Raw genomic sequence first — 24,316 nt, 5'->3', positions numbered from 1 at the left:
GCCGCGGTCCCTCATGCAAGGGTATCAGCCCCGCAGGGAGGCCATTCGCTCATGATGATGTTCATCGGTGCCGGCGCCGTCGGCACGACGCTGGCTACGCTGGCCGCGGCCGCCGGTCGCGAACCGGTGCAGCTCTACACACGCGACAAGGATCGTGCCGCGTTCGAGGCACTGACGCAGCTGCGTGTCGACCGCCATGGCGGCGCCCTGTGCGTACCGCGCCCACCGCTACGCAGTGTCCTCGACCTGCACGACGTCGACTATCTGGTGATCGCCGTCAAGCATCCGCAACTCACGGCGCTGCTCGACGCCCTGCCGCCGCTGCCGCCCGGCTGCACGGTGGTTTCGACGCTCAACGGCCTGTCAGCAACCCGGCAGCTGCGCGAACGCCTGCCGGGCGCGCCCATCGTGGCGGTCTCGGTCATGTTCAACGCGCAGTGGCTGGCGCCGCTGCACACCGAGCTGACCACACGCGCACATCTGGTCATCAGCGGCCACGACGCGCGACTGCGCCGGGCGTTCGCCGCGCCGGGCGTCGCCATCGACCACGCCCGCGGCGAACGTGGCGTGTGGGGCAAGCTGCTGATCAACCTCGCCAACGCGGTCTGCGCGTTGACGCATGCGACGTTCGAGGATTTGTTTCGCGCCGGCGATCTGCGCCAGGTCTACGCCGCGGTACTCGACGAGGCGGTTGGCATCCTGCGCCGCACCGACACCGCGTTCACATTGCCGATGCCGGTGCCGTACACGCTCTACCGCGCGTTGCTGCGTGGTCGCAGTCAACTGCCGTGGCAGGTGGCCCGACGCCGCAACGGCTTGCGCGAGCGCGCCTATCCGTCGATGATGTCCGACATCGCAGCGGGGCGACCGACCGAAGTCGACGAACTCAACGGCGAAATCGTTCGCCATGCCCGCGCGCACGGCCTCGACGCGCCGCTCAATGCCGCGCTGGTCGACAAGGTGCAGGCCCTGCACGGACTGCAGCCGCCGCCGTATCGATCGGCGGCGGCGCTGCGCCGCGAGCTGGGTGTATGAACGTCAGCGTCCGCGGGGCCCGGCAAGTAGCCAGATGATGAAACCGAGCACCGGCAGGAACAGCACCAGCAGAATCCACAGCACCTTCTTGCCGGTGGTCTCGCCGCTCTGGACGATGCTGACGATCGCCCAGATGTCGGCGATCAAGACGATCAAACCCCACAAGCCGCCGTATTCCATATGCATGTCCGCTCCGTCCCCGTGGTCTCGATAAACGATTTATAGCAGAGCCAGCTGAACGGAAGCACCAGCAACGCACCGCCGTCGGCGTTAGAGTGACCGGCCACCCTCGCCGCTCGTGCATCGTGACTTTCACGCTCGACCAACCGCCGCTCGACAACCGCTACGCCGCACTCGGCCCGACCTACGGCAGCCGGGTCGAGCCGACGCCGCTGCAAGCGCCGCGGCTGTTGCACGTCAATCGCGAACTGGCAGCCGAACTCGGATTCGAGCCTGCCGATCTCGACAGCGATGCGTTCACCGACATCTTCGCCGGCAATCGCGCCTTGCCCGGTGGCGCTCCCTTCGCGGCGCTGTATGCAGGACATCAGTTCGGCAGCTTCGTGCCGCAGCTCGGCGATGGCCGCGCGATCCTGCTCGGCCAGTTGCGCGATCGCGAAAGCCGCAGCTGGGATCTGCAGCTCAAGGGCAGCGGGCAGACGCCGTACTCGCGCTTCGCTGACGGCCGCGCCGTGATCCGCTCCAGCGTCCGTGAATATCTGGCCGGCGAAGCGCTGCACCATCTCGGCATTCCAACAACGCGGGCGCTGAGCCTGATCGTCGCCGACGACCGCGTACGTCGCGAAACCATCGAGCGCGCCGCGGTGATCTGCCGGGTTGCCCCATCGCTGGTGCGGTTCGGCAGCTTCGAGGTGTTCTATTACCGCAATCAGCCACAGCATCTGGCACCGTTGGCCGATTACGTCATCAATGAGCACTTTGGCGAGCTGTCCGGCACGCCGGACCGTTACGCACGTTGGCTGGCAGAGGTCGTCCGGCGCACCGCACAGCTGATGGCGCAGTGGCAGGCCGTCGGCTTCTGTCACGGCGTCATGAACACCGACAACATGTCGGTGCTCGGACTGACGCTGGACTACGGCCCCTACGGCTTCATGGATGCCTTCGATGCACATCACGTCTGCAATCACAGCGACGAAGGCGGCCGTTACGCCTATGACCAGCAGCCCGGCATCGGCTACTGGAATTGCTCGCGGCTGTTGCAAGCCTGTTTGCCGCTGCTGGCCGACGACGAGAACCGCGCGGTCGAGATCGCCGAAAGCCTGCTTGAGCCCTATGGCCCGATCTTTTCCGCTGCAGCCACCGCGAGTTGGCGCGCCAAGCTCGGCCTGCAGGACGCACGCGACAGCGACGTCGAGCTGATCAACCGCTATCTGACGCTGCTGCACCAATCGCACAACGACTTCACGCGCAGCTTCCGCCTGCTCGGCGACGTGCCGATGGCCGACGGCAGCGCCGGCCCGCTGCGTGACGAAATGCGCGACCCGGCGGCGTTCGATGCCTGGCTGCCCGACTACCGGGCACGGCTGCGTGCGCAGGGCCTGGCCGACGACGTCCGGCGCGTGGCGATGCAGGCGGTGAATCCGAAATATGTGCTGCGCAACCATCTGGCACAGCGGGCGATCGAAGCGGCCGAGCGCGACAACGACGGCAGCGAGATCGAGCGTCTACTGACGGTGCTGCGCCGGCCGTTCGACGAACAGCCCGGCTTCGACGCTTACGCCGCCGAGCCGCCGCCCGACGCGCGCCACATCGAGGTCAGCTGCTCGTCGTAACCGCGCCTCGCGCGTCAGCGCAATACGCCGATGTACTTGCTGATGCCTTTCGGTGCTGCGGCAGACGCGGCCGGCTCACGCGGCGCGGCCGGTGCGATAGCGCTACGCGGCTGCACCGCACCGAACAGCATTTCCTCGAGCTTGAGCGCCAGGCGTTGCACCTCATCGTCGCTGTGCGCATAGGCCAGCCTGAGGATTTCACGCGCGTAATCGGCGTTCTGTGTGATCCACACCGCATCGATGACGCGGCCGCCGTTCGCGCGCATGCGCACGTAGAGCCGCGTGGCGATCAACAGTGCTTCGTTTTCGGTCATGACGAGATCTCCAGTCGACCGGCCCCGGGCCGGTCGCTACGGTGACGCACGTTCTCCTCCATGCACGGGACTGCTTTTCGTTGGCTTGCGGGGCTAGGGAATCGTCTCGCCGTGCAGCGAGAGATCGAGGCCTGCAAGCTCTTCGTCCGCCGTGACGCGTAGCCCGACGGTGTATTTGAGAATGACGAGAATCAGTAACGACATCACGCCGCTGTAGAGCAGCGTCGCGCCGACCCCGATTGCCTGCGTGACGATGTTGCCGTCGGCACCGCAGATGTTCTTGTCGGCGAACACACCGGTCAGCAAGGCCCCGACGATGCCGCCGATACCGTGAATGCCGAACACGTCCAGCGAGTCGTCGGCGCCGAGCATGCGCTTGAGACCGGTCGCGCCCCAGTAGCAGGCCACACCGGCCGCAGCGCCGATCGCCAGCGCACCGCCGACGTTGACGAAGCCGGACGCTGGCGTGATCGCGACCAGACCGGCAACCGCGCCGGACACCGCACCGAGCAGCGACACGCGGGCACGGATCAGCCATTCCATCGTGCACCAGGCCAGCACCGCCATCGCCGTCGCCGTCTGCGTGACCAGCATCGCCATGCCGGCGCGACCGTCGGAGGCCACCGCCGAGCCGGCATTGAAACCGAACCAGCCGACCCAGAGCAGCGACGCGCCCATCATCGTGAAGCCGAGGTTGAACGGGATGAACGGCTCGCTGCCGTAGTGCGTACGCTTGCCGAGCATGAACGCACAGGCCAGGCCGGCAGCGCCGGCATTGATGTGCACGACGGTGCCGCCGGCAAAGTCCATCGCCCCGAGGCTGGCCAGCCAACCGGTCGGCTCCCAGACCCAGTGCGCGACCGGCGCGTAGACCAGCAGCGACCACAGCGCCATGAACAACACCATCGCGCCAAAGCGCATGCGCTCGGCGAACGCACCGGCGATCAGCGCCGGCGTGATGATGGCGAAGGTCATCTGGAACATCACGAACACCGATTCGGGAATCGTTGGCGCGATGTGGCTCACCGACAGCTTGCCGGCGTCCTTCAGATATTCCATGCCCTGTAGCGCGAAGCGGTCGAGGCTGCCGATCCACGGGCTGCCGGGCGTGAACGCCAGGCTGTAACCGACGATCACCCACAGCACCGAGACCAGCGCGGTAATGAAGAAGCTCTGCAGCGCCGTGGCTAGGACGTTCTTCTTGCGCACCATGCCGGCGTAGAACATCGCCAGGCCGGGAATCGTCATCAACAGCACCAGGGCCGTCGACGACAGCATCCAGGCGGTATCGCCGGCACTGATTTCGGAAAACGGCACCAGATGCGGTCGGGCCGGAGCGTCGGCGAAAGCCGGCAGCGAAAACGCAAACATCAAGGCGGCCGGCAAAGCGGCACGCAACGACAGCCCGCGAAGGCAGTGGCGCACGTCATTCCCCCAAGTCGAAATCGGTGTCGATCCGTCGGGGAAACCCCCAGCACGTTTGATGCCAGCCTTTCACGCCGGTCAGCGAATGGCGTCCGCGCCACTTCAGCGCCAGATCCGGCGCGCATCATGCCTTACAATCGCCGTGTTCCGGATCCGCACGACCGCCTGAAGCCCGATGAAGCGCCGCCACGGCTCAATGCCCGTCACGCTGCTCCTCGTCCTCCTGTTGGGGGCGATCAGCGTCGTGCGCATCGTCGATCTGCACTGGCATCAGCACCTGAACACTGCGCTGACGATGGACGACGGCCGCATCATGCCGGTGACCTATGTCGCCAGTGCCGCGACCCCGCATCTGGCCGCTGATCAGGATCACGACGTCAGCATGTTCGGTGATGGCGGCACCGCCCCCCTGCCAGTGCCACTGCCGGATTGGGGCTTAGCGCTGATTCTGCTGCTGCCGCCACTACTGGCCCTGCTGCGTCCGGCATTGCGGCTGCCGCACCCCGAAGCCGCGGCGCCACCCGGCGACCGCTACCGAAGCCCTCAACTCCCCCCACCGCTGCGCGGCCCACCGCGCTAAATCCCGACGACCACCGCAGCCGCGGCGTCCGCTGTCGAAGCGGACGCTGGCGCATGCGCGTGTCCACCGACGGGCGACGTCACACCTGACGTACGTCCGCCTCGTCCGCGATCTGCGGACGCCTGCATCACAGTCGGGAGTTCCCCCATGCTGTCCTCATGTTGTCGCCCCGCGGCCGGCCTCGCGCTGCTGCTGGGGCTTGCGATGGCGGCCACAGCCGCCAGCCCGGCACCGGAGGCGCCACACCCCAGCGGGCCGTTGACGCTGGCCGACGCCACGGCACTTGCAATCAAGGCCAATCCGAAGCTGGCGCGCTTCGTCTACGACCGAGCCGCAGCCGGCGGCCAGCGCCTGCAAGCCGGTCTCGGCCCACGCCCCGAACTCGGCATCGAGCTTGAAAATTTCGGCGGCACCGGCCCCTATCGCGGCGCCGACTCGATCGAGGCAACGCTACGTCTGACCATCGCCTGGCAGCGTATCGCCAAGCGTCAGGCCCGAATCGGCGTCACCGATGCCCGGCTCGCGCAGCTCGACCACACCGAGATCATGGCGCGACTCGACGTCGTCGCCGAAACCACGCGTCGCTTCCTCGATGTCATCGAATCGCAGGCGCAGCTGGCGCTCGCCGCACGCGGTGTCGGCTATGCCGAGCAGACCTTGGCGGCCGCCAAGCGCCGCGTCGCGATCGGCGCAGCATCAAGCCTGGAGGTCAATCGCGCCCGTATCGCGCTCGAGCGTGTTCAGCTCGAACACGAGCATTACGAGCATCTGCTGGCGACGCAGCGCCGCCGCCTCGGTGCGCAGTGGGGCGAAACCGTGCCGCAGTTCGAGCGCGCCGACGGCGAACTGGGCCAGCTTCCAGACGCACCGGACTACACCGCACTGCTCGAACGCCTGCGGCGCAGTCCGGACTATGCGCGCTACGACGTGGAACAGCGGCTTCGCGAGGCACAGCTGCGCCTGGCTCGCCAGGAGTCGAACGACGACCCGCGGTTCAGCGCCGGCGTCCGTCGCCTGCAGGGCAGCGGCGACTATGCACTGGTCGCCTCGCTGCTGTTGCCGTTATCGATCAGCAACCGCAACCAGGGCGCGATTGTCGAGGCTGAAGCACTGCGCGATCGCGTCGCCGTCGATCGCCAGGCCGCCGCCGTCGAAAGCGAAACGGTGCTCTACGACTTCGTCCAGGCGTTGCGTCACGCACGGACGATGGCCGAGTCGCTGCGCAGCGTGCTGCTGCCACAGGCCGACGAGGCCTTGATGCTGACGCGCCGTGGCTACGCCAACGGCCGCTATTCGCAAATCGACCTGCTCGACGCGCAGCAGACGCGCCTCGACCTCGAGCAGGAATGGCTGACGAATGTCGCCGACTACCACCGCACGCTGGCCGCCGTCGACCGCATGACGGCGCTCGCCCCCGATACGAACGCAAGCCTCCAGCCATGATCCGCACACCTTTTCTGACGCCAGCCGTGCTGGCCCTCACCCTTTCCGCCTGTGGCCCATCGACGTCACCGGTGGCGCCCTCCGACCGCATCGAAGCGCCCGCGGCACGAGCGGCGATCAAGCTCGACGACCAGCAACGCCGCGATGCCGGTATCGAGATCGCCAGCGTTGGCGCCGCCAGTATCATCGAAGTCGTACCGGTCTATGGTCACATCGCTGCCGTCGCCGACCGCGTCCGCCATGTCGCGGCCCGTTACCCGGGCATCGCGCGACGCGTGATGAAGAACATCGGCGATTCGGTCGCCGCCGGCGAGACCTTGCTGATCGTCGAGTCGAACGACAGCCTGCAGCCCTACCGCATCAAGGCCCCGATTGCCGGACTCGTCGTCGAACGGCACGTCAACGACGGCGAAGCGCTGGGCAGCGACACGCTGTTCGTGATCGCCGACCTGTCACAGGTCTGGGCACAGCTCGAAGTCTTTCCGCGAGATGCCGTTGGCCTGCAGATCGGACAGCGCGTCGACATCCATGCCGATCGCACGCAAGCGCCGGTGCAGGCACAGCTCGACTACATCGCTCCGTCCAGCGATCCGCAGCGCCGCAGCATTCCGCTGCGCGCGACGCTCGACAACGCCAGCGGCCGCTGGCGCCCGGGTCAGTTCATTAGCGCCGATCTGGAGATCGCGGCACACGACGTCGCGCTCGCCGTGTCACAAGCCGCGATTCAGGACCTCGACGGTCAAGCGTCGGTCTTCGTCGAAACGGCTGCAGGCTTCGTCCCGCGCGCCCTGCGCACCGGCAAGCGCGATCGCCGGCACGTCGAGGTCATCGACGGTTTGCAGGCCGGCGAGCGCGTCGCGGTCGGCAACAGCTTCCTGTTGAAGTCCGAGTGGCTCGCCGAGGCAGAGGACTGAACCATGATCAATGCCCTGCTCCACCTCGCGATTCACCGACGCTGGATGATGGTGCTGATGGCACTGGCGTTCGCCGTGCTCGGTGTGCTGTCGTACCAGCGCCTGCCGCTCGACGCCGTGCCCGACATCACCAATGTGCAGGTGATGATCGCCGCGCGCGCACCCGGCTATTCACCGCTCGAAACCGAAAGACGCGTGACGTTTCCGATCGAAACCTCGCTCGGCGGCATCCCCGGCCTGGTCAGCACCCGCTCGCTCTCGAAATACGGCCTGTCGCAGATCACGGCGGTGTTCGCCGACGGCTCCGACATCTACCGCGCGCGCCAGCTCGTCAATGAACGGCTGCAGGACGTGCGCGCCAACCTGCCGGCCGATGTCGAACCGTCGCTTGGCCCGATCACCACCGGCCTCGGCGAGATCTTCATGTACGCGCTGCGCGCCGACCCCGAAGCCCGTCAGCCCGACGGCACCCCGTACGACGCCACCGCGCTGCGCTCGATCCAGGACTGGATCATTCGTCCGCAGTTGCGGCAGACACCCGGCATCACCGAAGTCGACACCATCGGCGGTCGCGTCAAGGAATTTCACGTCCTGCCCGACCCGTCGCGCCTGCTCGCACAGCAGCTCAGCGTCGACGATCTGCGCACGGCGCTGATCGCCGCCAACGGCAATCGCGGCGCCGGCTACATCGAGCGCAATGGCGAGCAGTTGCTGGTCCGCGTCCCCGGCGAATTGCGCGGCGTCGACGATCTGCGTCGCGTCGTGGTCGCTTCGCACGATGGCATCCCGGTCACCGTCGCCGACGTCGCCGATGTCGAGATCGGCGCGCCGCTGCGCACCGGCGCCGCGCAGCTCGGCACCGACGAGACAGTGCTGTCGACCGCCTTCATGCTGATCGGCGAGAACAGCCGTGTGGTCGCCAAGCGAGTCGCCGACAAGCTCGACGACATCCGCAGGCAGCTACCGGCCGGCGTCGAGGCGCTGACCGTCTACGACCGCACCGATCTGGTCGGCAAGACCATCCACACCGTGCAAAAGAACCTGATCGAAGGCGCGTTGCTGGTGATCGTCGTGCTGTTCGTCATGCTCGGCAATCTACGCGCCGCGCTGCTGACGGCGCTGGTGATTCCGCTGTCGCTGCTGATGACCTTCACCGGCATGGTCGGCGGCCACATCAGCGCCAATCTGATGAGCCTCGGCGCCCTGGACTTCGGCCTGATCGTCGACGGCTCGGTGATCATCGTCGAGAACTGTCTGATGCGACTTGGTCATGCGCAACGCGGACACGGCGGCGTGCTGCCGCTGACGCACCGCCTGGCCGTGGTGCACGAGGCGACCGCCGAAGTGTTCCGACCGAGCCTGGTCAGCGTGCTGGTCGTGGTGCTCGTCAATCTGCCGATCCTGGCGCTCAGCGGCGTCGAGGGCAAGATGTTTCACCCGATGGCGCTGACCGTGATCATCGCCCTGCTCGCAGCGCTGCTGCTGTCGGTGACGCTGGTGCCGGCACTGATCGCGATCGCCCTCAACGGGCCGATCGCCGAGAAGGACAATGCCATCGTGCGCGGCGCGCGGCGCGGCTATGCGCCGATGCTGGCCTGGGCGCTCGGCCACCGCAGTACCGTGCTCGGCACGGCGCTGCTGCTGACGCTGGGCTGCGGCGTGCTGGCCACTCGGCTCGGCACCGAGTTCATTCCCAATCTCGACGAAGGCGATCTCATCATCCAGCCGACGCGCGTACCGGGCATCGGCATCGAACAGGCGGTGGCGACGCAGAAGCTGGTCAACGCGGCGCTGATGAACGTGCCGGAAGTCGCGCGCGTGTTCGCCCGTACCGGCACCAACGAGGCCGCCACCGATCCGATGTCGCCCGGTGAGACCGACACCTTCGTGATGCTCAAACCGCACGCGCAGTGGCCAGACCCCGGCAAGTCGAAAGCGACGCTGATCGGCGAGCTGGCGGCCGTCGTCGACGCGATTCCCGGCGCCGCCTACAGCTTCACGCAGCCGATCCAGATGCGCTTCAACGAGTTGATCTCCGGCGTGCGTGCCGACGTCGCAATCAAGGTGTTCGGCGACGATCTCGATACGCTGCAGCGGCTCGGCAGCCGCATCGCTGCACGCATCGGCCGCGTGGCCGGCGCGGCCGACGTCAAGGTCGAACAGGCCAGCGGCCTGCCGATGCTGGCCGTGCAGCCGGATCGCATGCAACTGGCGCGCTACGGCCTGCGCATCGCCGACATCCAGGATCTGGTCGCCACCGCGGTCGGCGGCAGTCGCGCCGGCACGATCTTCGAAGGCGACGCGCGCTACGCCGTCGTCGTGCGCCTGCCGGAGACTTCGCGTACCGATCCGGCGGCCTTGGCGACGCTGCCGGTACCGCTGGCCGGCGGCGGTTACGTGCCGCTGTCGGAAGTCGCGACCATCACGCGCACCCTCGGCCCGAATCAGATCTCGCGCGAAAACGGCGCACGACGCATCGTCGTCACCGCCAATGTGCGCGGCCGCGACCTCGGCGGCTTCGTCGAAGAGGCCAGCGGCGCCGTCGCCACCGATGTCGCACTGCCAACCGGCTACTACGTGCGCTGGGGCGGCACCTTCGAGCAGCTGGCGTCGGCGGCAACACGGCTGGCGATCGTCGTACCGATCGCCCTGCTGATGATCTTCGGCCTGCTGTATCTGACGTTCGCGTCGGTCAAGGACGCGCTGCTGGTGTTCTCCGGCGTGCCGCTGGCGCTGACCGGCGGCATCGTCGCGCTGTGGCTACGCGACATCCCGCTGTCGATCTCGGCAGGCGTCGGCTTCATCACGCTGTGCGGCGTCGCGGTACTGACCGGTGTGGTCATGGTCTCGATGTTCCGCAGTCTGGTCGCCGAGGGCCGGTCGCTGGACGCGGCGATCACCGAGGGTGCGCTGGCGCGACTGCGGCCGATCCTGATGGTGGCGCTGGTTGCCTCGCTGGGCTTTCTGCCGATGGCGCTGAACACCGGCACCGGCGCCGAGGTGCAGCGCCCGCTGGCAACCGTGGTGATCGGCGGCATCATCTCCGCCACCACCTTGAGTCTGCTGGTACTGCCGGTGCTCTACGCCTTCGCGCACCGACGCGACCTGGCGACCTGATCGCCGGCGCTGGCGGCGGCCGATCCGGGCCGTCGCCAGCGCCAGCTTCGCCTCAGGGCCTGGCGACGTCGGCCGGCTTCATCAACTGTTCGATCACCGCCACCGGCGCGCTGCCGTAGCTGAGAAACTTCTCGTTGAATTTCTTCAGATCGAAGCGATCGCCGAGTTCGTCCTTGAGCTGCTGGCGATAGCCGTAGATCGCCGAAAAGCCCGCGTAATAGAACGTCAGCTGCACGCTCGACACCTGTACGCGATGCCACTTGCCTTCGGCCTCGGTGCGGCTCTGGAAGGCTTCGTCGGTGAGCAGTTTCATCGCCTGGTCCTGGCTCATGCCGAGCACGTGCACGCCGTAGTCGAGGATGGTGTTGCAGACCACGCGCAGTACCCACTTCGAATACATCAGCTCCATTTCCGGCGCGTGATCGCCCCAACCGCTTTCGAGCATCATGCGTTCGCTGTAGACGGCCCAGCCCTCGATCATCGCGCTGTTGCCGAAGATCGCCTTGATGCGGCTCGGCGACTTGTTGGCGTACAGCAACTGCACGTAGTGACCGGGCACCGCTTCATGGATGGCCAGAATCTGCATCAGCCAGTGGTTGTATTCGCGCAGGAAGCTATCGGCCTGCGCTGGCGTATAGCCGTCCATCGGCGTGACGTTGAAATACGTCTTGGCGGTCGGGTCATAAGGCCCCGGCGCGGCCAGCGACGCCATCGCGTAACCGCGCTGATACGGCGGCGTGATGCGCACATCCAAGGGCCGGCTCGGGTCCAGCGTCAGCAGATCGTGGTCGGTGACCCAGGCTTCGAGCTTCGGAATCAGCGCCTTGATCTGCGGATAGAACTCCGACGGCTGGACGTGGTTGTCCGACAGCTTCTCGATCAACGTGCGGATCTTCACCAGCGGCTCGGCCGGCGGCGGCGTGTCCGGGAAGTACTTCGGCCACAGCTGATCGGCGAGCACGCTCATGCGCGCATGCAGGCGCTGCTTCTCGGCGACGGCGCGCTCGTAAAGCTGCTTGGCACTCATGCCGGCCTGCACTTCATAGGCGAAGGCCTGGTCGTAGTACGGCTGACCTAGGCGGAAGTCGCGCGCGCCGCCGTCCTTGGCCTGCTTCGCGTCCAGGGTCTTCAGGAAGTCGACATAAGCCTCGATCGCCGCGCGCGCCGCCTTGAGGTGATGCAGGAAAGTCACGCGTTCATCGGCGCTCAGTTGGGAGCCGGCAACCTGCTTCTCCAGCGCGTCGCCGAATACGTCGAGCGCGCCCTCGTTTTGCGCGATCGCCATCTGCGTATGCACGCGCGTCGGATGCGAAATCGCTTTCTCGGCCGCGGCGTAATACGCCGGCACCTGCGCCAGCCGCCTGGACACCGTGCGCAGGCGCGTCGCCTCGTCGGCGTACGGCGTGTTGAGCAGCAGCGAGAACGCGTCGGCGACGTTGTAGTCCGACGGCTCCCACTGCCAGTCGCGCAGCGTATCGAGCGACCAGCGCTCGTAGCGCAGCTGGTTGAGCAGCATCTCGCGGTCGGTGCGCACGCCATCGCTCATCTGCGCCGCCGGCATCGCATCGAGCTTGCCGATCGAGGTGTCGAGGAACTGCTGCAGGCGCTTGCGGTATGCGGCGTCCGGCGCCGGCAGTTCGGCCGCGTCGTCGTAATAGCCGACGGCGATCGCGAAGTCCGGATGCAGTTTCCAGTATGCGGACAGGAAGTCGTCGCCGAACTGGCGATGGAATTGCCGATCGACGGCGGTATCGGCGGCGGTGCCGGCGTCGGCACGGGCCATCGCGGCAACGGAAAGCAGGATGGCGGCAGCGCTGCGCGCCAGCAGGGTCATGCGGTTCATGGATGCGGTCCTCCCCAAGTGCCCGCATGATAGCGGCCGGACCACAACGACAAGAGCGGGCTTTTCCTCATCGACGGGCTCGCCGCGAGAACCATGCACGAACACCAGCGCACATCGGAGCGCCGCCGCATCGCCATCATCGACTGGGTGATGCTGATCCTGGCGCTGGCCTCGATCGCTCTGCTCGGCTACGACACCTGGGGACCGGCCACCGAAGCGCAGGAGCACTGGATCGTAATCGGCGATCTGGCGTTTTGCGCAATCTTCTTCGTCGAGTTCATGTGGCGCTGGCGCCGTGCCCGCTGGGAACTGGCGTTCCTGAAGCGCAATTGGTACGAAATCCTCGGCATGATTCCGGCCGCGCATCCGGCGCTGCGCGCGTTCCGCCTGTTTCGCGTGGTGCGCGTGATCGTCATGTTCTCGCGCCTCGGCGCCGCCGCCGACCGCGCGCTCGGTGAGGACTTCACCTACCTGTTCGTCAACCGCTTCAAGAACGCGATCGTCGAATCGATCAGCGACGCGGTCACCGTCGCGGTGCTCGACGAGGTTGCCGAGGTGCTGGTGCACGGCACCTACACCCGCAATGTGTCCAAGGCGCTGCGCGAGAATCAGGGCTCGCTGCGCAACATGATGTTCGAAAAGCTGCGCGAAGACCCCAAGGCCGGCCGGCTGTCGCGCCTGCCGTTCTACAAGGACATCAGCGAGGCGGTGGTTGACGCCGGCTTTCGCATCGTCGAGGAAGTGCTGTCCGACCCCCGTACCGACGAGCTGGTGGCCGACATCCTGCGCGAGAACGTCAAGCAACTGCGCGACGCGGTCTATCTCAACAATCGCTACGGCCAGTCGCGCTAGCCAGCGGCGACACAGCGGAAAACGCCGCTTCAGGGCTCGATATGGGCGGCTCACGAAGGTTGCCAGCGCTCATCGCTACAAACTGTTACGCGGCGGCACGGCCCATACGGCACACTGCCGAGGTTCCATTTCGACAGGAGTGCCCCGATGAATCCGATGCGCATGCTGTCCGCACTGCTGATGGCCGCGACCATGCTCGGCGGTGTCAGCTTTCAGGCCATGGCCGACGACGGTTCGAGCGCGCCACCGCCGACCGCCGCAGCCTGGTGCCAGGCGCACCCCGACCGCTGCGAGGCAATGAAGACGCGCCTCAAGGCCAAGTGCGATGCCGATCCGGCCAAGTGCGAAGAGGCCAAGCAGAAAATGGCGGAGAAAGCGGCTGAGTGTCAGTCGAACCCGCAGGCCTGCAAGGACGAGCGCCGCGCCAAGCTCGAAGCCGCATGCAAGGCCAACCCCAGCCGTCCGATCTGTCAGCGCCTGAATTCGACGACGTCGGGCACGCCCCCGTCGAACTGAGGCCCGAACAGCGCTTCGACGGTCTCCAGCACCGCGCGGCCACGGACGGTGGCGCGGCGTTTGCATGACGCTCCGCTGACACTGATCAGCGCCGGGGGGCGTTTATGTCTTTGTTCATTGCGCGATGCGCCATCGCCGCCGCATCGTTGGTCGCCATCGGCACCACAGGCGTCGCCTCGGCCGAAAATCCGAATACGATCTACCAGGACACACCGACCACCGGCACGCACATCACCAAGCCGATCGCGGTCGACAGCTTCCCGCTCGATGCCACTTACGACGAGCTGACGCCGGCGCAGAAGCAAGCGTTTCGCTCGCAGTACGAAAACCTGCCGGCCGACACCGACCCGCCGTACCCGCTGCACGGCACGCGGCACATGATGAAGAGCATCTCCATCGCCCAGCAGGCGCTGCAGGAGAACGGCGAGCTGTCGGCAATCGTCAACGTCGACCCCTACGGCAAGGTCAAGAACGTCGCGTTCTACGCGATGCCGAGCAAGGACGTTGCCAAGGTCGTGACCTATGTGATGCTGCGTGAGCCGTTCAAACCGGCCAACTGTGGCGGCAAGCGGTGTGCGATGGAGTTTCCGCTGAACCTGACGTTCCGCGTCGAGTATCAGGTTCCGAACTGATCGGCTGGCGGATCGAGCAGCCAGTCGAGCACGCACTGCGGGTCGTCGCCGGGGCGCAGCACGCGCAACTTCTTGCGGCCCTCGCCGAGTTCGCGGCCACGAGCCAGCGTCACGCCGTGCTTGGGGCACAAGTCCAGGCATCCGCATTCAACGATGCGCAGCCGCTTGCCGGCGCCGCGGGCCTTCAGTTCCCGCTTCAGCCATTTGCGCAGTGGCGGCGCCTCGTCGTCACGCTTCATCTTGCGCATGCACTTGCCGCAGACGAAGACCACATCGTCCCAGCCAGCGGCTGCGCGTATCGGCTTGTCGGTCTTGACTCCATCCATCGGGGGATCGCTCCTGCGGCTGTCGCCGCTGCCCACCATTAGCGCACGCGCGGCCCGCCCCGAGCCTGAATGTCCGCGTTGCTTCAGGCCTGCTCGGCGGACGCCGCAATCAATCGTCGCGCCAGCGCCAGCAACTCCGGCAGATCACCGACCACGGCATCGGGCACATGCGGGTGGCGCACCGTGCCGGGAAAGATCTTGTCGAGCCAGTGCCGATCCCAACCGACGCCGTTGTAGAACACCGACGTCACCCCGGCACGCTTGGCGGCGATCACGTCGGTGGTGCTGTCGCCGACATACCAGCAGTCCAGGCCCGGCGCACGGCCCAGATTGTCGAGCGCCTTGAGCACCAGATCGGGATGCGGCTTGCGCCGCGCGACATCGTCACCGCAGACCATGGTGTCGACGAGTTCATGCCAGCCGTCGCCGTCGATCATGTAGAGCTCATGCGCCATGAAGCGTCGTGCGCGATTCGACAGGACGCCGACTTCGACGCCGAGGTCCTTGAGTGCCTGCAGACGTTGACGCGCCCCGGCCTCCATCGGCCGTACGGCGCCGAAGTGCTGCTCGTAGGTTCGATCGAACTCCTGATGCGCGCGGGCCTTGGCTTCTTGATCGTCGCCGAACAGGACTTCGAAGATGTCGGTCCGCGAAATCTTGCGCTCGGCACGCACCTTGGGATGCAGGCTGGAATGCTCGCGCACGTACTTGACGAGCTTTTCGTCTTCCAGCGTCTTCGAACGGCCCGGCGGCACCAGACGCTCGATCAGACCCAGCGGCCGCAGGCGCGGCATCACATCGTCGAGCGCGTAGTACATCGCGTCCATGGTGTCGGCCAGCGTCGCATGCCAGTCGAACAGAATGACGGTCGGATGCGCATGCGGAATCTGCAGAATGCTCATCGAGCTGCTTTTCTTCCTCCATCGGCAGCGTCGGCGCGTGACCCTGAGCTGTCAAGCGGTCAGCATGTCGCGACAAACACCGCTATCGTGTGATCACGATCATTCGCCCGCGCACCGAACGATGCCTGAATTGCCGGATCTGACGGTCTATCTCGAGCGGCTCGACACCCTGGCTGTCGGCGCCGAGTTGCGCGACCTGCGCATCGGCAAACCCTTCGTGTTGCGCACGGTTGAACCGCCACCGGCAGCTTTCATCGGACACCGCCTGCGCGCCACGCGACGGCTCGGCAAACGGCTGGTGCTGGACTTCGAGCACGATCTGCACGCGGTGATCCACCTGATGATTCTCGGTCGCCTGCGCTGGACCCGGGCCGGCGCCGCCCTGCCGAAATCGAATGGCCTCGCCGCCTTCGATTTCGATCGCGGCACGCTGTTGCTCGTCGAGCATGGCAGCAAGCGCCGCGCCGCATTGCATCTGCTCGCCGGCGAGGCCGCCCTGCAGGCGTTCACGCGCGGCGGCGTCGAGCCGCTGGAGGTGGACGCCGCCGGCTTTCGCGTGGCGCTGATGCGCGAGAACCACACACTCAAGCGCGCGCTGACCGATCCGCGGGTGCTCGCCGGCATCGGCAATGCTTACTCGGACGAAATTCTGCATCGCGCGCGACTGTCGCCGTTCAAGCAGACGCAGGCGCTGGATGCCGACGAGCACGCGCGCCTGTATGCCGCCACGCAAGACGTCCTGCGTGAGTGGACCGAACGCCTGCGCCGCGAAGCCGGCGACGGCTGGCCGGACAAGGTCACCGCATTTCGTCCGGAGATGGCCGTGCATGGCCGCTACCGCCAACCGTGCCCGGATTGCGGCGCGCCGGTGCAACGCATCGTCTATGCCGACAACGAGGCAAACTACTGTGCGCGCTGCCAGACGGCCGGGCGGTTGCTTGCCGACCGCGCGCTGTCGCGCCTGCTCAAGGCCAACTGGCCGAAGACGCTCGACGAACTCGAGCGCTGATCCGTATTCCAGCCCAGCGACTACCGTGTCCCGACTCGATACCAGCTTCGTCCGTTCCCAGTTCCCCGCCTACGCGTTCGACGAGTGGCGCGACGCCGCATTCTTCGAAAACGCCGGCGGTTCCTTGCCCTGCCGGCAGGTCGTCGATCGTCTCGGCGAATATTACCGACGGCTCAAGGTGCAGCCCTACCACGCGTACCCGGCGGCGCAGGAGGCCGGCGCATGGATGGATGCCGCCTATGTCCGCATCGCCGAATACCTGGGCGTGACATCGGACGAGGTGCAGTTCGGTCCGTCGACCTCACAGAACGCATACGTGTTGGCGCAAGCCTTTCGCCGGCGCCTGCGGCCGGGCGACGAAATCGTCGTCACCGATCAGGATCACGAGGCCAACAGCGGCGCGTGGCGGCGTCTGGCCGAGAACGGCATCGTCGTGCGCGAGTGGCGCGTCCAGCGCGACAGCGGCAGCCTCGATCCAGCCGACCTCGATGCGCTGCTGGGACCGCGCACCCGGCTGGTGGCGTTCCCGCAGGTGTCGAATCTGCTCGGCGAGGTCAATCCGGTCACCGCGATCTGCGCCAAGATCCGCGCAGCTGGCGCCGTCAGCGTCGTCGACGGCGTGTCGTATGCCCCCCATGGCCTGCCGGACGTGCCCGCACTCGGCGCCGACATCTATCTGTTCTCGGCGTACAAGACCTTCGGCCCGCACCAGGGCGTGATGGTGATCCGGCGGCCGCTGCTCGACGAGCTGGGCAACGAAGCGCATTACTTCCATGCGCCGCTGCCGCATCGTCGCTACGTTCCGGCTGGCCCGGATCACGCGCAGGTCGCGGCGATGACCGGCATCGCCGAATACTTCGACGTGCTCGATGCACATCACGGTGGCGGCGATGTGTCGGGCCGCGCGGCGCGCGTGCGCGCACTGCTCGGCGACGACGCGGCCCTGTTGCAGCCGATCCTCGAGTTCGTCGATGCCCATCCGGCGTTGCGGCTGCTCGGCCCACGCAGCGCCCACACACGTGCCGGCCTCGTCGCATTCGTTCCGGCAGCGACGCCGCCGCTGGCACTGGTCGAGACGCTGGGCCGTGATGGCGTGCTGACCGGCAGCGGCAACTTCTATTCGACGCGCTTGTGCGAGGCCCTCGGCATCGATCCGGCACTCGGCGTCGTGCGCGTCTCGCTGGCGCACTACAACACGGCAACGGACGTCGACCGCCTGCTGACGTCGCTGGCGCGTGCGCTGGGCAGCTAGCCCCCCAGCAGCGCGCGCACGCGGCGCTCGAACTCGTCGTAATCGAACGGTTTGCTGATGAAGCCGTCGGCGACCTGTTGACGGGCAGCCTCTGCCGGCAGTGCCGCGCTCATCAGCAGGATCGGTAGCCCCTCGAGCGTTGGCTCGGCGCGCACCGCTGCGATCAATTGCAGACCGTCCATGTGCGGCATCATGTAGTCGGTGACCAGCAGGTCGGGCCGCTCGCTGAGCAGCATGTCCAGGCCTCTGCGGCCGTTCGGCGCCTTGCTGACACGAAAGCCGGACATCTCCAGCAGCATCGCCGTGGTGTTCAGTGTGCCGGGCTCATCCTCGACCAACAGGATGTGCTGTGGCTGCGTCGCCATCACACATCTGCCGGCGGCTGACGATGCGCGTGGCCCGTGAGCAAACCTTCCGCGTGACGGAACACCTGGCCCACGCGGACCCCCTGGTCGGTGATCTCGAACTCGCGTATCGCCGCGTCGAAGTCGCTTTCGCGCACCTTGAGCAGCGAGATCAGGCGCCGCAGACGCGAATCAAGTTCGACATAGCGCAGCAACACGATGTTTTCCGCAACCGCCGAGATGCGCCCGAACGAGAGGTCGGACTGATGGCCCAGCACCTGCGGCACCTCGGCGCTGTACATCGACGTCACGCCCTCGTCGCGCAATTCCTTGGTCAGCGCCGCCAGGAACGACGGAATGCGCTGCGGATAGGCGGCCGACTGTTCGATGCCGCCGATGCCGTCGACGAACACGCGCTTGGCGCCGCTGCGCCGCACGGCTTCGAGCAGTCGGTAGCCCAGCGCATCGAGCACATGCTCGGTCGGCGGCTGCCAGAGCACCTCGACCCGCCCCTGTTGCGTCAGGCCGGCCAGGTCGATGCCGATCGACTTGGCACGCATCTCCAGGCGCCGCTGGGTCTCATAGAAGCCGAAGATCAGGCCAGGCGCCTCATCCGAACTCCGCGAGATGAAATGCAGGCCGAGGCTGGTCTTGCCGATGCCGGTCGGGCCCAGCACCAGCGTCGTCGAGCCGACCGGCACCCCGCCGCCGAGCAAGCCGTCGAGCTGTTCGAGGCCGCTGGTCGTGCGACGGCCCAGCTCGGCTTCATCGGCACCGATGCCCTCGGTCATCTCCAGACGCGGCAGCACGCGCATGCCGTCGTTGCTGATCTCGGTGTTGTGCAGCCCGGCAATGAAGCCACTGCCGCGGAACTTGTGCACCTGCACGTGGCGGCGGCTGCGATAGCCTTCCGTGGACGTGGCCAGTTCGAACCAGCCGTCGACCATCGTGTATTCGGGGCTGGCTTGCGTGCGCTTGCTGTTGGTCAGCATCAGGATCGTCGCCTTCAGCAACGCGGCAAGCGTCGAAAGATAGTTGACGAACTTGCGGAACTCGCGCTCCGAATGAACCGTTTCCTCGAGCACGAAGACGCCGTCGATGACGATCAGCGACGCGCCACGCTTCTGGCTCTCGCGGTTGATCAGACGCAGGATGCCTTCGAGCCCTTCGTTCTCGAGATCGTCGTAACCGGACAGGTAGAACACCGAGGACGGAATGCAGTCCGCGTCGTAGAACGACATGCGGCTGAGGTGCTGCATCAGCCGGCTATGCGACTCGGCGAGCAGCGTGACGTACAGCACTTTTTCACCGCGATGGACGCGATGGAAGCAGATCTGGTTGGCGAGGATCGTCTTGCCGGCGCCCGGCGAACCCTGAACGATGTAGACCCCGCCCGGCAGCAGCCCGCCATTGAGAACGGTGTCCAGCCCTGGAACGCCGGTCGTGATGCGCGCTCCGGCGCCGTCCGGCGCCACTCGATGATCCTTCACCTCGGTCCCTTTCCCTGCGCCGCGGGTCGGCGCGCTCCCATCATAGGCGTTGAGCCGCCGGCTCGCGACGCATTCAGCGGATTTTTTTGTAAAGATTCTGGTCGCGCCCCAACCCGGCTGCGTCGACAATAGGCCGATGAACGTCGAATGCACTGTCTACCGCTGCGCGCGGCAGAGCGAAATGTACCTGTATCTGCGTGCCGGCCTGTCACCGGACGATCTGCCCGAAGCGCTGCGCCGCCATACCGGTGCGACGACGGCGGTAATGAATCTGAGCCTGCACCCGCAGCGTACGCTGGCACGCGCCGACGTGCTGCGCGTGATCGAACAGTTGCAGCAAACCGGTTACTACTTGCAGATGCCGCCTTCAGGTGCGGTCAAGGCGCACCTGCACTTCGGCGACTGATGCGCTTGCGGCGAGGCGCCATTCGGCCAACACTGGAACGCCCACGGTCCAAAAAGGAGTGCCCATGCCGCACACCATCATCACCGTTCATCTGCCGACGCACCGCCGCGCGGCATTGAAAATCGAAAACGACAGCGCCGAGGCCACGATTGCCTACGACGGCCAGATTCAGGCCTATATCGCCTTTCTGCGCGAAGAAGCCGAGAAGATCGGCATGCGTGTCGAGGCGGACGAGCGCGATTGGGGGCCGATCTTCTCGATCGCCGAAACCGATCATGCGTCGAAGAAGGCCGCGCACGACTGGCTCAACACACAACCGGATTTCTGGAACTGGATTCCTTCCGCATGATCACCGTCCATCACCTCAACAACTCCCGCTCGCAGCGCGTCCTGTGGCTGCTCGAAGAGCTGGGACTGCCGTATGAGGTCAAGCGCTACGAGCGCGACGCCAAGACCATGCTCGCGCCAGCGGCGCTCAAGGCCGTCCACCCGCTCGGCAAGTCGCCGGTCATCACCGACGCCACCACCGACGGCACCCACACCATCGCCGAGTCCGGCGCGATTTTCGAATACATCCTCGAGCGTTACGGCAACGGTCGCCTGCAGCCACAACCGGGCACCCCGGAACGGCTGCGCTACAGCTACTGGATGCACTATGCCGAAGGCTCGCTGATGCCGCTGCTGGTGATGACGTTGATCTTCAGCCGCATCGTGCCGTCGACGCCGGCGCTGTTCCGTCCGATCGCGCGCGCCATCGTCAATGGCGTGCACAAGCAATTTCTCGGACCGAACCTGAAGACGCAACTCGACTATGTCGACCAGGAGCTGGCGGCGCACACGTGGTTCGCCGGCGAAGCCTTCAGCGCCGCCGACATCCAGATGAGCTTCGACTGCGAGGCGGCGATGGCCCGTGGTGACGCCCCGCGGCCGCACATCGGCGCGTTCGTCGAGAAGATTCACGCGCGCCCCGCGTACCAGCGCGCGCTGGAGCGCGGCGGCCCGTATCAGATCGGCCACTGAGCCCGCACGCCGTGAGCCGACAAAAATCGCCTCCCTGTCAGCGCCCGCAGCCGCCGGGCCGTGCGCAGCCGCTCAGTGCCGCCCAGAAAGCCGCGGCGCGAGCGCGCGCCGCGGCGGCTGGCCGCCGCTATCCGAACCTCGTCGACAACATGTGGGCCACGCGGCATGTCGCACGCGACGACTGACGGCGGCATCCTGCGCCACGGCGCCGCCGCGACCGAAACGCTGACGCCCGAGCGCTGCACCATCAGCGAATGGTCGAACGACGATGCCGACCCGGCGCTGTCGATCGCCCGCGCCCGTGTCGCACCGGGCGTGTGGACGCGCTGGCACCACCTGCACGGAATCGTCGAGCGCTATGTGATCCTCGAGGGTCACGGGCAGGTCGAGGTTGGCGACGCGGCCCCACAAGCCGTGGTGGCGGGCGACGTCGTGCAGATCGACGCCGGCCTTCGGCAACGCATCCATAACGACGGCGAGGTCGATCTATTGTTTCTGGCGCTGTGCACACCGCGCTTCCGCTGGGACGCGTACGAGGATATCGACACACCGCATCCGTAACGCCGCCATGCTCGTATGTGACAGAACGATCCGCCCTCACGAGCCCGCCATGACCACCCGCCGCGCCGCCGCCATCACCGTCTTGCTCAGCACGCTTGCCGCTTGTGCGACAACGGCGCAGCCACCGATCGAGACCGTGCCCAAGGTCGAGCTGTCCCGCTACGTCGGCGACTGGTATGTGATCGCCAACATCCCGCCGGGCATCGAAAAGCCCGCCTGCAATTCGATCGAGCATTACGAACTCGCCGACGACGGCAGCATCGCGACCACGTTCACGTACCACAAGAAGCGCCCGGACGGCCCGCTGAAGACGCTGCATTCGACTGCCTATGTCGACGATCACGACAGCAACGCACGCTGGGGCGTGCAGTTCATCTGGCCGTTTCGCGCGCAGTATTTGATCGCCTGGCTGGCGGACGACTATTCGCAGGTGATCGTCGCCCGCGACAAGCGCGATTACGTCTGGTACATGGCACGCACGCCGAGCGTATCGGACGCCGACATGAAGGCAGCCGAAGCGCGCATCGCGGCCATGGGCTACGACATCACGCAGCTGCACCACGTACCGCAGGTGTGGCCGGCGCCTTAACAAGCAGGCCCGGCGCGCCAGGGCGCCGGGCCTTCAAACCTCAGAAGTTGAACTGCAGGTTCAGTGACGCGGCGTCGACCTTAGAATCGACGCTGTAGTCGTCATCGCCATCGGCATCGCCGTTGAGCTTGTAGCGCTCGTATTCGGCGCGCAGCTCGACAGCTTCGTTGAGCGGGATGCGCAGCCCCAGACCCCAGAAGAAGTCCGTGCCATCACTCTTGACCTTGCTGGCACTGCTCAACGCGCCGCGCAGATGCGCGTCGGTATGCCAAAACAGCGCACCGGCCTTCGCGTAGGGCTGGACGTAGTGCAGCGGGATGTCGGCGACGAGCGCCGCGGTCCAGCCATCAGCCTCGACACGAGCCGCATCGTTTTCGGCATCGCCGAAGTCGACGTACTGGCCTTCGATCGACAGGATGGGGTTGACGCGCACACCGGCAAACGCCTTCCACGACACGCGATCGTCGTCGAAGTCGTCGCTGTCGTCCGGAAAGCTCTGATCGGTGAACTTGTTCTGCAGACGCGTGTAGATGGCACCGCCACCGGCAAAGAAGCCGGGCTCCTGATGCGGCAGGTCGGCCGCCAGCGCCGGCAACGGCGCGGCGATGCAGCCGATCACGGCGAACGGCATCAAACGCCGAAGTGCGGGGCTGAATTTTGGCTTGGACATCATCGGTAACTCCCTCCGTGGACGATTTCGAGCCCTCCTGGCTCGCCCGGTGAAACTGCCCGCCGGGGACTGAATCCGTCCTGAAGGCCCTGAATAGTCGGTGCATTTTCGTTCTTGCGAATCGCCATCGGTGCACAGCAGCAAGTCCGCTGGCAGACTGTGCACCGGTCAAGATCCGGCGGACACGGCAGTCAGGCATGGCAGTGGCGACGCATAGCAGCGCAGACGAGAGACACGAGCAGTTGCGCTTTGTCGCCAGGGTTTACGGCTTACGCGTGCTGGGCCTGGGCGCCGGCGCGCTGGCGGTCGGCGCGGCACTGCACAGCGTCGGCGCCAGCGTCGTGGTTTGGGTCGGCATGCTGCTGCATGGACTCGTCTGGCCCCATGCTGTCGCTTGGCTGGCGCGGCGCAGTCCGCAGCCACAGACCATCGAATTCCGCAGTCTGATCGCCGACTCCGCGCTGGGCGGCTTCTGGGTCGGCTGCATGCATTTCATGCTGCTGCCCAGCGCACTGCTGGTGACGATGCTGTCGATGGACAAGCTCGCCGTCGGCGGCTGGCGCTTCCTCGCGCGAACGGCGTCGGCGCAGCTGATCGGCGCCCTACTCGGCGGCCTGTTCAACGGTTTCCGCGTCGATCTGGCGGCGCCGCTGCCGGTGATCGTGGCCTGCCTGCCACTGCTGGTCTGCTACCCGCTGGCGGTCAGCACCGCGACTTACGCGCTGGTGCGCAAAGTCCGCCGCCAGAATCACCAGCTCGCGCAGCTGAGTCGCGTCGACGCGTTGACCGGCCTGCTCAACCGCGCGGCCTGGGAAGTCGAGGTCGCGCATGAATTCATCCGCGCCGGCCGTACCGCGACGCACGCCACCTTGCTGATGATCGACATCGACCACTTCAAGGACGTCAACGATCGCTGCGGACACCTGACCGGCGACAAGGTCTTGCGCAGCGTCGCGGCGGCAATCACCGACAGCGTGCGTGTCGTCGACGTCGCCGGGCGCTACGGCGGCGACGAATTCGGCGTGGTGCTGACGGGCGTCTCGATCGACGACGCGATGCTCGTCGCCGAACGGATTCGCGCGCAGGTCGAAGCCCAACCGTCCGATCCGACGCTGGCCGAAGCCTGTACGATCAGCATCGGCGCTGCCGAGATCGACGCCGACTGCCGCGAGGTTCGTGACTGGCTGATCGCCGCCGATGCGGCGCTGTATCGCGCCAAGACCCGTGGGCGCAATCGCAGCGAAGCCGCGGCGGCGGCCTGACCCCACCCGTTCGCGTGAGGC

Annotated in this window: 26 protein-coding genes; 17 read left to right on the top strand and 9 right to left on the bottom strand. The window is 66.5% G+C overall.

Annotated elements, in window-relative coordinates; translation table 11 throughout:
• The first annotated feature begins 51 nt into the window (after positions 1-51).
• A complete protein-coding gene (locus G7Y82_RS15440; protein WP_168149033.1) occupies positions 52-1,035 on the top strand; it encodes a ketopantoate reductase family protein in 984 nt (327 codons plus the stop codon).
• Between the two features lie 3 nt (positions 1,036-1,038).
• On the opposite strand, the gene G7Y82_RS15435 is transcribed toward G7Y82_RS15440, so the two are convergent.
• Positions 1,039-1,215, bottom strand: coding sequence for a PLDc N-terminal domain-containing protein (locus tag G7Y82_RS15435; protein ID WP_168149116.1), 177 nt, complete (start codon positions 1,213-1,215; stop codon positions 1,039-1,041).
• Between the two features lie 125 nt (positions 1,216-1,340).
• Between G7Y82_RS15435 and G7Y82_RS15430 the strand changes: the two genes are divergently transcribed.
• Positions 1,341-2,828 (top strand): protein adenylyltransferase SelO, encoded by a 1,488-nt coding sequence (locus G7Y82_RS15430; RefSeq protein WP_366515677.1) that lies wholly within the window; start codon positions 1,341-1,343, stop codon positions 2,826-2,828.
• Between the two features lie 14 nt (positions 2,829-2,842).
• Here the strand turns inward: G7Y82_RS15430 and G7Y82_RS15425 are convergent, their stop codons facing one another.
• Positions 2,843-3,142, bottom strand: a complete 300-nt coding sequence (locus tag G7Y82_RS15425; protein WP_168149032.1) for a hypothetical protein — start codon at positions 3,140-3,142, stop codon at positions 2,843-2,845.
• Between the two features lie 93 nt (positions 3,143-3,235).
• On the bottom strand, positions 3,236-4,513 hold the full coding sequence (locus tag G7Y82_RS15420; protein WP_168149031.1) for an ammonium transporter: 1,278 nt from the start codon (positions 4,511-4,513) through the stop codon (positions 3,236-3,238).
• Between the two features lie 229 nt (positions 4,514-4,742).
• Here G7Y82_RS15420 and G7Y82_RS15415 point away from each other — a divergent pair, with 229 nt between their 5' ends.
• The 4 genes from G7Y82_RS15415 to G7Y82_RS15400 all read left to right on the top strand — a co-directional run bounded on the left by G7Y82_RS15415 (position 4,743) and on the right by G7Y82_RS15400 (position 10,621).
• Complete coding sequence (locus G7Y82_RS15415) at positions 4,743-5,147, top strand: hypothetical protein (protein WP_168149030.1); 405 nt, start codon at positions 4,743-4,745, stop codon at positions 5,145-5,147.
• Between the two features lie 147 nt (positions 5,148-5,294).
• Entirely contained in the window at positions 5,295-6,590 is a 1,296-nt protein-coding gene (locus G7Y82_RS15410) for a TolC family protein (RefSeq protein ID WP_168149029.1), read from the top strand.
• Between the two features lie 71 nt (positions 6,591-6,661).
• A complete protein-coding gene (locus tag G7Y82_RS15405) occupies positions 6,662-7,504 on the top strand; it encodes an efflux RND transporter periplasmic adaptor subunit (RefSeq protein WP_366515676.1) in 843 nt (280 codons plus the stop codon).
• A gap of 3 nt (positions 7,505-7,507) precedes the next feature.
• Positions 7,508-10,621: an efflux RND transporter permease subunit gene (locus G7Y82_RS15400; RefSeq protein WP_168149027.1), complete on the top strand. Its 3,114-nt coding sequence runs from the start codon at positions 7,508-7,510 to the stop codon at positions 10,619-10,621.
• Between the two features lie 52 nt (positions 10,622-10,673).
• Here G7Y82_RS15400 and G7Y82_RS15395 read toward each other — a convergent pair whose 3' ends face one another.
• Positions 10,674-12,464 carry a DUF885 domain-containing protein gene (locus tag G7Y82_RS15395; protein WP_206370749.1) on the bottom strand — a complete coding sequence of 597 codons (1,791 nt, stop codon included), beginning with the start codon at positions 12,462-12,464 and terminating at the stop codon, positions 10,674-10,676.
• Positions 12,465-12,557: 93 nt separating this feature from the next.
• Between G7Y82_RS15395 and G7Y82_RS15390 the strand changes: the two genes are divergently transcribed.
• From G7Y82_RS15390 to G7Y82_RS15380, 3 genes are all read left to right on the top strand, one after another.
• A complete protein-coding gene (locus G7Y82_RS15390) occupies positions 12,558-13,316 on the top strand; it encodes an ion transporter (protein WP_168149026.1) in 759 nt (252 codons plus the stop codon).
• A 147-nt stretch (positions 13,317-13,463) separates the two neighbouring features.
• A complete protein-coding gene (locus G7Y82_RS15385; RefSeq protein ID WP_168149025.1) occupies positions 13,464-13,832 on the top strand; it encodes a hypothetical protein in 369 nt (122 codons plus the stop codon).
• A gap of 104 nt (positions 13,833-13,936) precedes the next feature.
• Positions 13,937-14,464: a hypothetical protein gene (locus G7Y82_RS15380; protein WP_168149024.1), complete on the top strand. Its 528-nt coding sequence runs from the start codon at positions 13,937-13,939 to the stop codon at positions 14,462-14,464.
• On the opposite strand, the gene G7Y82_RS15375 is transcribed toward G7Y82_RS15380, so the two are convergent.
• Together G7Y82_RS15375 and G7Y82_RS15370 are read right to left on the bottom strand one after the other, a co-directional pair.
• Complete coding sequence (locus G7Y82_RS15375; protein ID WP_168149023.1) at positions 14,449-14,790, bottom strand: (2Fe-2S) ferredoxin domain-containing protein; 342 nt, start codon at positions 14,788-14,790, stop codon at positions 14,449-14,451. The genes G7Y82_RS15380 and G7Y82_RS15375 overlap by 16 nt on opposite strands.
• An 83-nt stretch (positions 14,791-14,873) precedes the next feature.
• Positions 14,874-15,692 carry an HAD family hydrolase gene (locus G7Y82_RS15370; protein ID WP_168149022.1) on the bottom strand — a complete coding sequence of 273 codons (819 nt, stop codon included), beginning with the start codon at positions 15,690-15,692 and terminating at the stop codon, positions 14,874-14,876.
• A 121-nt stretch (positions 15,693-15,813) separates the two neighbouring features.
• On the opposite strand from G7Y82_RS15370, the gene G7Y82_RS15365 reads away from it, so the two are divergent.
• Together G7Y82_RS15365 and G7Y82_RS15360 are read left to right on the top strand one after the other, a co-directional pair.
• Complete coding sequence (locus G7Y82_RS15365) at positions 15,814-16,701, top strand: Fpg/Nei family DNA glycosylase (protein ID WP_168149021.1); 888 nt, start codon at positions 15,814-15,816, stop codon at positions 16,699-16,701.
• A 25-nt stretch (positions 16,702-16,726) separates the two neighbouring features.
• Positions 16,727-17,953 carry an aminotransferase class V-fold PLP-dependent enzyme gene (locus G7Y82_RS15360; protein WP_168149020.1) on the top strand — a complete coding sequence of 409 codons (1,227 nt, stop codon included), beginning with the start codon at positions 16,727-16,729 and terminating at the stop codon, positions 17,951-17,953.
• Here G7Y82_RS15360 and G7Y82_RS15355 read toward each other — a convergent pair.
• Both G7Y82_RS15355 and G7Y82_RS15350 read right to left on the bottom strand, forming a co-directional pair.
• Positions 17,950-18,318: a response regulator gene (locus G7Y82_RS15355; protein WP_206370748.1), complete on the bottom strand. Its 369-nt coding sequence runs from the start codon at positions 18,316-18,318 to the stop codon at positions 17,950-17,952. The genes G7Y82_RS15360 and G7Y82_RS15355 overlap by 4 nt on opposite strands.
• Positions 18,318-19,787, bottom strand: coding sequence for a DUF7125 family protein (locus tag G7Y82_RS15350; protein ID WP_366515675.1), 1,470 nt, complete (start codon positions 19,785-19,787; stop codon positions 18,318-18,320). The genes G7Y82_RS15355 and G7Y82_RS15350 overlap by 1 nt, the downstream gene beginning before the upstream one ends.
• A 136-nt stretch (positions 19,788-19,923) precedes the next feature.
• Here G7Y82_RS15350 and G7Y82_RS15345 point away from each other — a divergent pair, with 136 nt between their 5' ends.
• The 5 genes from G7Y82_RS15345 to G7Y82_RS15325 all read left to right on the top strand — a co-directional run bounded on the left by G7Y82_RS15345 (position 19,924) and on the right by G7Y82_RS15325 (position 22,363).
• Positions 19,924-20,193, top strand: coding sequence for a YcgL domain-containing protein (locus tag G7Y82_RS15345; protein ID WP_168149019.1), 270 nt, complete (start codon positions 19,924-19,926; stop codon positions 20,191-20,193).
• 64 nt (positions 20,194-20,257) lie between these two features.
• Positions 20,258-20,542 (top strand): hypothetical protein, encoded by a 285-nt coding sequence (locus tag G7Y82_RS15340; RefSeq protein ID WP_168149018.1) that lies wholly within the window; start codon positions 20,258-20,260, stop codon positions 20,540-20,542.
• Positions 20,539-21,213, top strand: a complete 675-nt coding sequence (locus G7Y82_RS15335; RefSeq protein ID WP_168149017.1) for a glutathione S-transferase family protein — start codon at positions 20,539-20,541, stop codon at positions 21,211-21,213. The genes G7Y82_RS15340 and G7Y82_RS15335 overlap by 4 nt, the downstream gene beginning before the upstream one ends.
• A 165-nt stretch (positions 21,214-21,378) precedes the next feature.
• Positions 21,379-21,774: a cupin domain-containing protein gene (locus G7Y82_RS15330; RefSeq protein WP_168149016.1), complete on the top strand. Its 396-nt coding sequence runs from the start codon at positions 21,379-21,381 to the stop codon at positions 21,772-21,774.
• A 49-nt stretch (positions 21,775-21,823) separates the two neighbouring features.
• Positions 21,824-22,363 carry a lipocalin family protein gene (locus G7Y82_RS15325; protein WP_168149015.1) on the top strand — a complete coding sequence of 180 codons (540 nt, stop codon included), beginning with the start codon at positions 21,824-21,826 and terminating at the stop codon, positions 22,361-22,363.
• Positions 22,364-22,403: 40 nt separating this feature from the next.
• Here G7Y82_RS15325 and G7Y82_RS15320 read toward each other — a convergent pair whose 3' ends face one another.
• The gene (locus G7Y82_RS15320) at positions 22,404-23,033 is read right to left on the bottom strand and encodes an outer membrane beta-barrel protein (protein ID WP_168149014.1); all 630 of its coding nucleotides are present in this window, start codon (positions 23,031-23,033) and stop codon (positions 22,404-22,406) included.
• A 197-nt stretch (positions 23,034-23,230) separates the two neighbouring features.
• Here G7Y82_RS15320 and G7Y82_RS15315 point away from each other — a divergent pair, with 197 nt between their 5' ends.
• Positions 23,231-24,295: a GGDEF domain-containing protein gene (locus G7Y82_RS15315; protein ID WP_168149013.1), complete on the top strand. Its 1,065-nt coding sequence runs from the start codon at positions 23,231-23,233 to the stop codon at positions 24,293-24,295.
• The last annotated feature ends 21 nt before the right edge of the window (positions 24,296-24,316 follow it).

Source organism: Solimonas marina, assembly GCF_012241385.1.
Classification (GTDB): Bacteria; Pseudomonadota; Gammaproteobacteria; order Nevskiales; family Nevskiaceae; genus Solimonas; species Solimonas marina.
Note: the sequence above shows the minus strand (reverse complement) of the source record. Positions and strands in the feature narration are given on the sequence as shown.

Excerpts from the sequence above, each read along its gene's own strand:
- G7Y82_RS15440 (WP_168149033.1), top strand. The coding sequence starts at position 52 with ATGATGATGTTCATCGGTGCCGGCGCCGTCGGCACGACGCTGGCTACG.
- G7Y82_RS15435 (WP_168149116.1), bottom strand. The coding sequence starts at position 1,215 with ATGGAATACGGCGGCTTGTGGGGTTTGATCGTCTTGATCGCCGACATC.
- G7Y82_RS15425 (WP_168149032.1), bottom strand. The coding sequence starts at position 3,142 with ATGACCGAAAACGAAGCACTGTTGATCGCCACGCGGCTCTACGTGCGC.
- G7Y82_RS15420 (WP_168149031.1), bottom strand. The coding sequence starts at position 4,513 with ATGTTTGCGTTTTCGCTGCCGGCTTTCGCCGACGCTCCGGCCCGACCG.
- G7Y82_RS15415 (WP_168149030.1), top strand. The coding sequence starts at position 4,743 with ATGAAGCGCCGCCACGGCTCAATGCCCGTCACGCTGCTCCTCGTCCTC.
- G7Y82_RS15410 (WP_168149029.1), top strand. The coding sequence starts at position 5,295 with ATGCTGTCCTCATGTTGTCGCCCCGCGGCCGGCCTCGCGCTGCTGCTG.
- G7Y82_RS15400 (WP_168149027.1), top strand. The coding sequence starts at position 7,508 with ATGATCAATGCCCTGCTCCACCTCGCGATTCACCGACGCTGGATGATG.
- G7Y82_RS15395 (WP_206370749.1), bottom strand. The coding sequence starts at position 12,464 with ATGAACCGCATGACCCTGCTGGCGCGCAGCGCTGCCGCCATCCTGCTT.
- G7Y82_RS15390 (WP_168149026.1), top strand. The coding sequence starts at position 12,558 with ATGCACGAACACCAGCGCACATCGGAGCGCCGCCGCATCGCCATCATC.
- G7Y82_RS15385 (WP_168149025.1), top strand. The coding sequence starts at position 13,464 with ATGAATCCGATGCGCATGCTGTCCGCACTGCTGATGGCCGCGACCATG.
- G7Y82_RS15380 (WP_168149024.1), top strand. The coding sequence starts at position 13,937 with ATGTCTTTGTTCATTGCGCGATGCGCCATCGCCGCCGCATCGTTGGTC.
- G7Y82_RS15375 (WP_168149023.1), bottom strand. The coding sequence starts at position 14,790 with ATGGATGGAGTCAAGACCGACAAGCCGATACGCGCAGCCGCTGGCTGG.
- G7Y82_RS15370 (WP_168149022.1), bottom strand. The coding sequence starts at position 15,692 with ATGAGCATTCTGCAGATTCCGCATGCGCATCCGACCGTCATTCTGTTC.
- G7Y82_RS15365 (WP_168149021.1), top strand. The coding sequence starts at position 15,814 with ATGCCTGAATTGCCGGATCTGACGGTCTATCTCGAGCGGCTCGACACC.
- G7Y82_RS15355 (WP_206370748.1), bottom strand. The coding sequence starts at position 18,318 with ATGGCGACGCAGCCACAGCACATCCTGTTGGTCGAGGATGAGCCCGGC.
- G7Y82_RS15345 (WP_168149019.1), top strand. The coding sequence starts at position 19,924 with ATGAACGTCGAATGCACTGTCTACCGCTGCGCGCGGCAGAGCGAAATG.
- G7Y82_RS15340 (WP_168149018.1), top strand. The coding sequence starts at position 20,258 with ATGCCGCACACCATCATCACCGTTCATCTGCCGACGCACCGCCGCGCG.
- G7Y82_RS15335 (WP_168149017.1), top strand. The coding sequence starts at position 20,539 with ATGATCACCGTCCATCACCTCAACAACTCCCGCTCGCAGCGCGTCCTG.
- G7Y82_RS15330 (WP_168149016.1), top strand. The coding sequence starts at position 21,379 with ATGTCGCACGCGACGACTGACGGCGGCATCCTGCGCCACGGCGCCGCC.
- G7Y82_RS15325 (WP_168149015.1), top strand. The coding sequence starts at position 21,824 with ATGACCACCCGCCGCGCCGCCGCCATCACCGTCTTGCTCAGCACGCTT.
- G7Y82_RS15320 (WP_168149014.1), bottom strand. The coding sequence starts at position 23,033 with ATGTCCAAGCCAAAATTCAGCCCCGCACTTCGGCGTTTGATGCCGTTC.
- G7Y82_RS15315 (WP_168149013.1), top strand. The coding sequence starts at position 23,231 with ATGGCAGTGGCGACGCATAGCAGCGCAGACGAGAGACACGAGCAGTTG.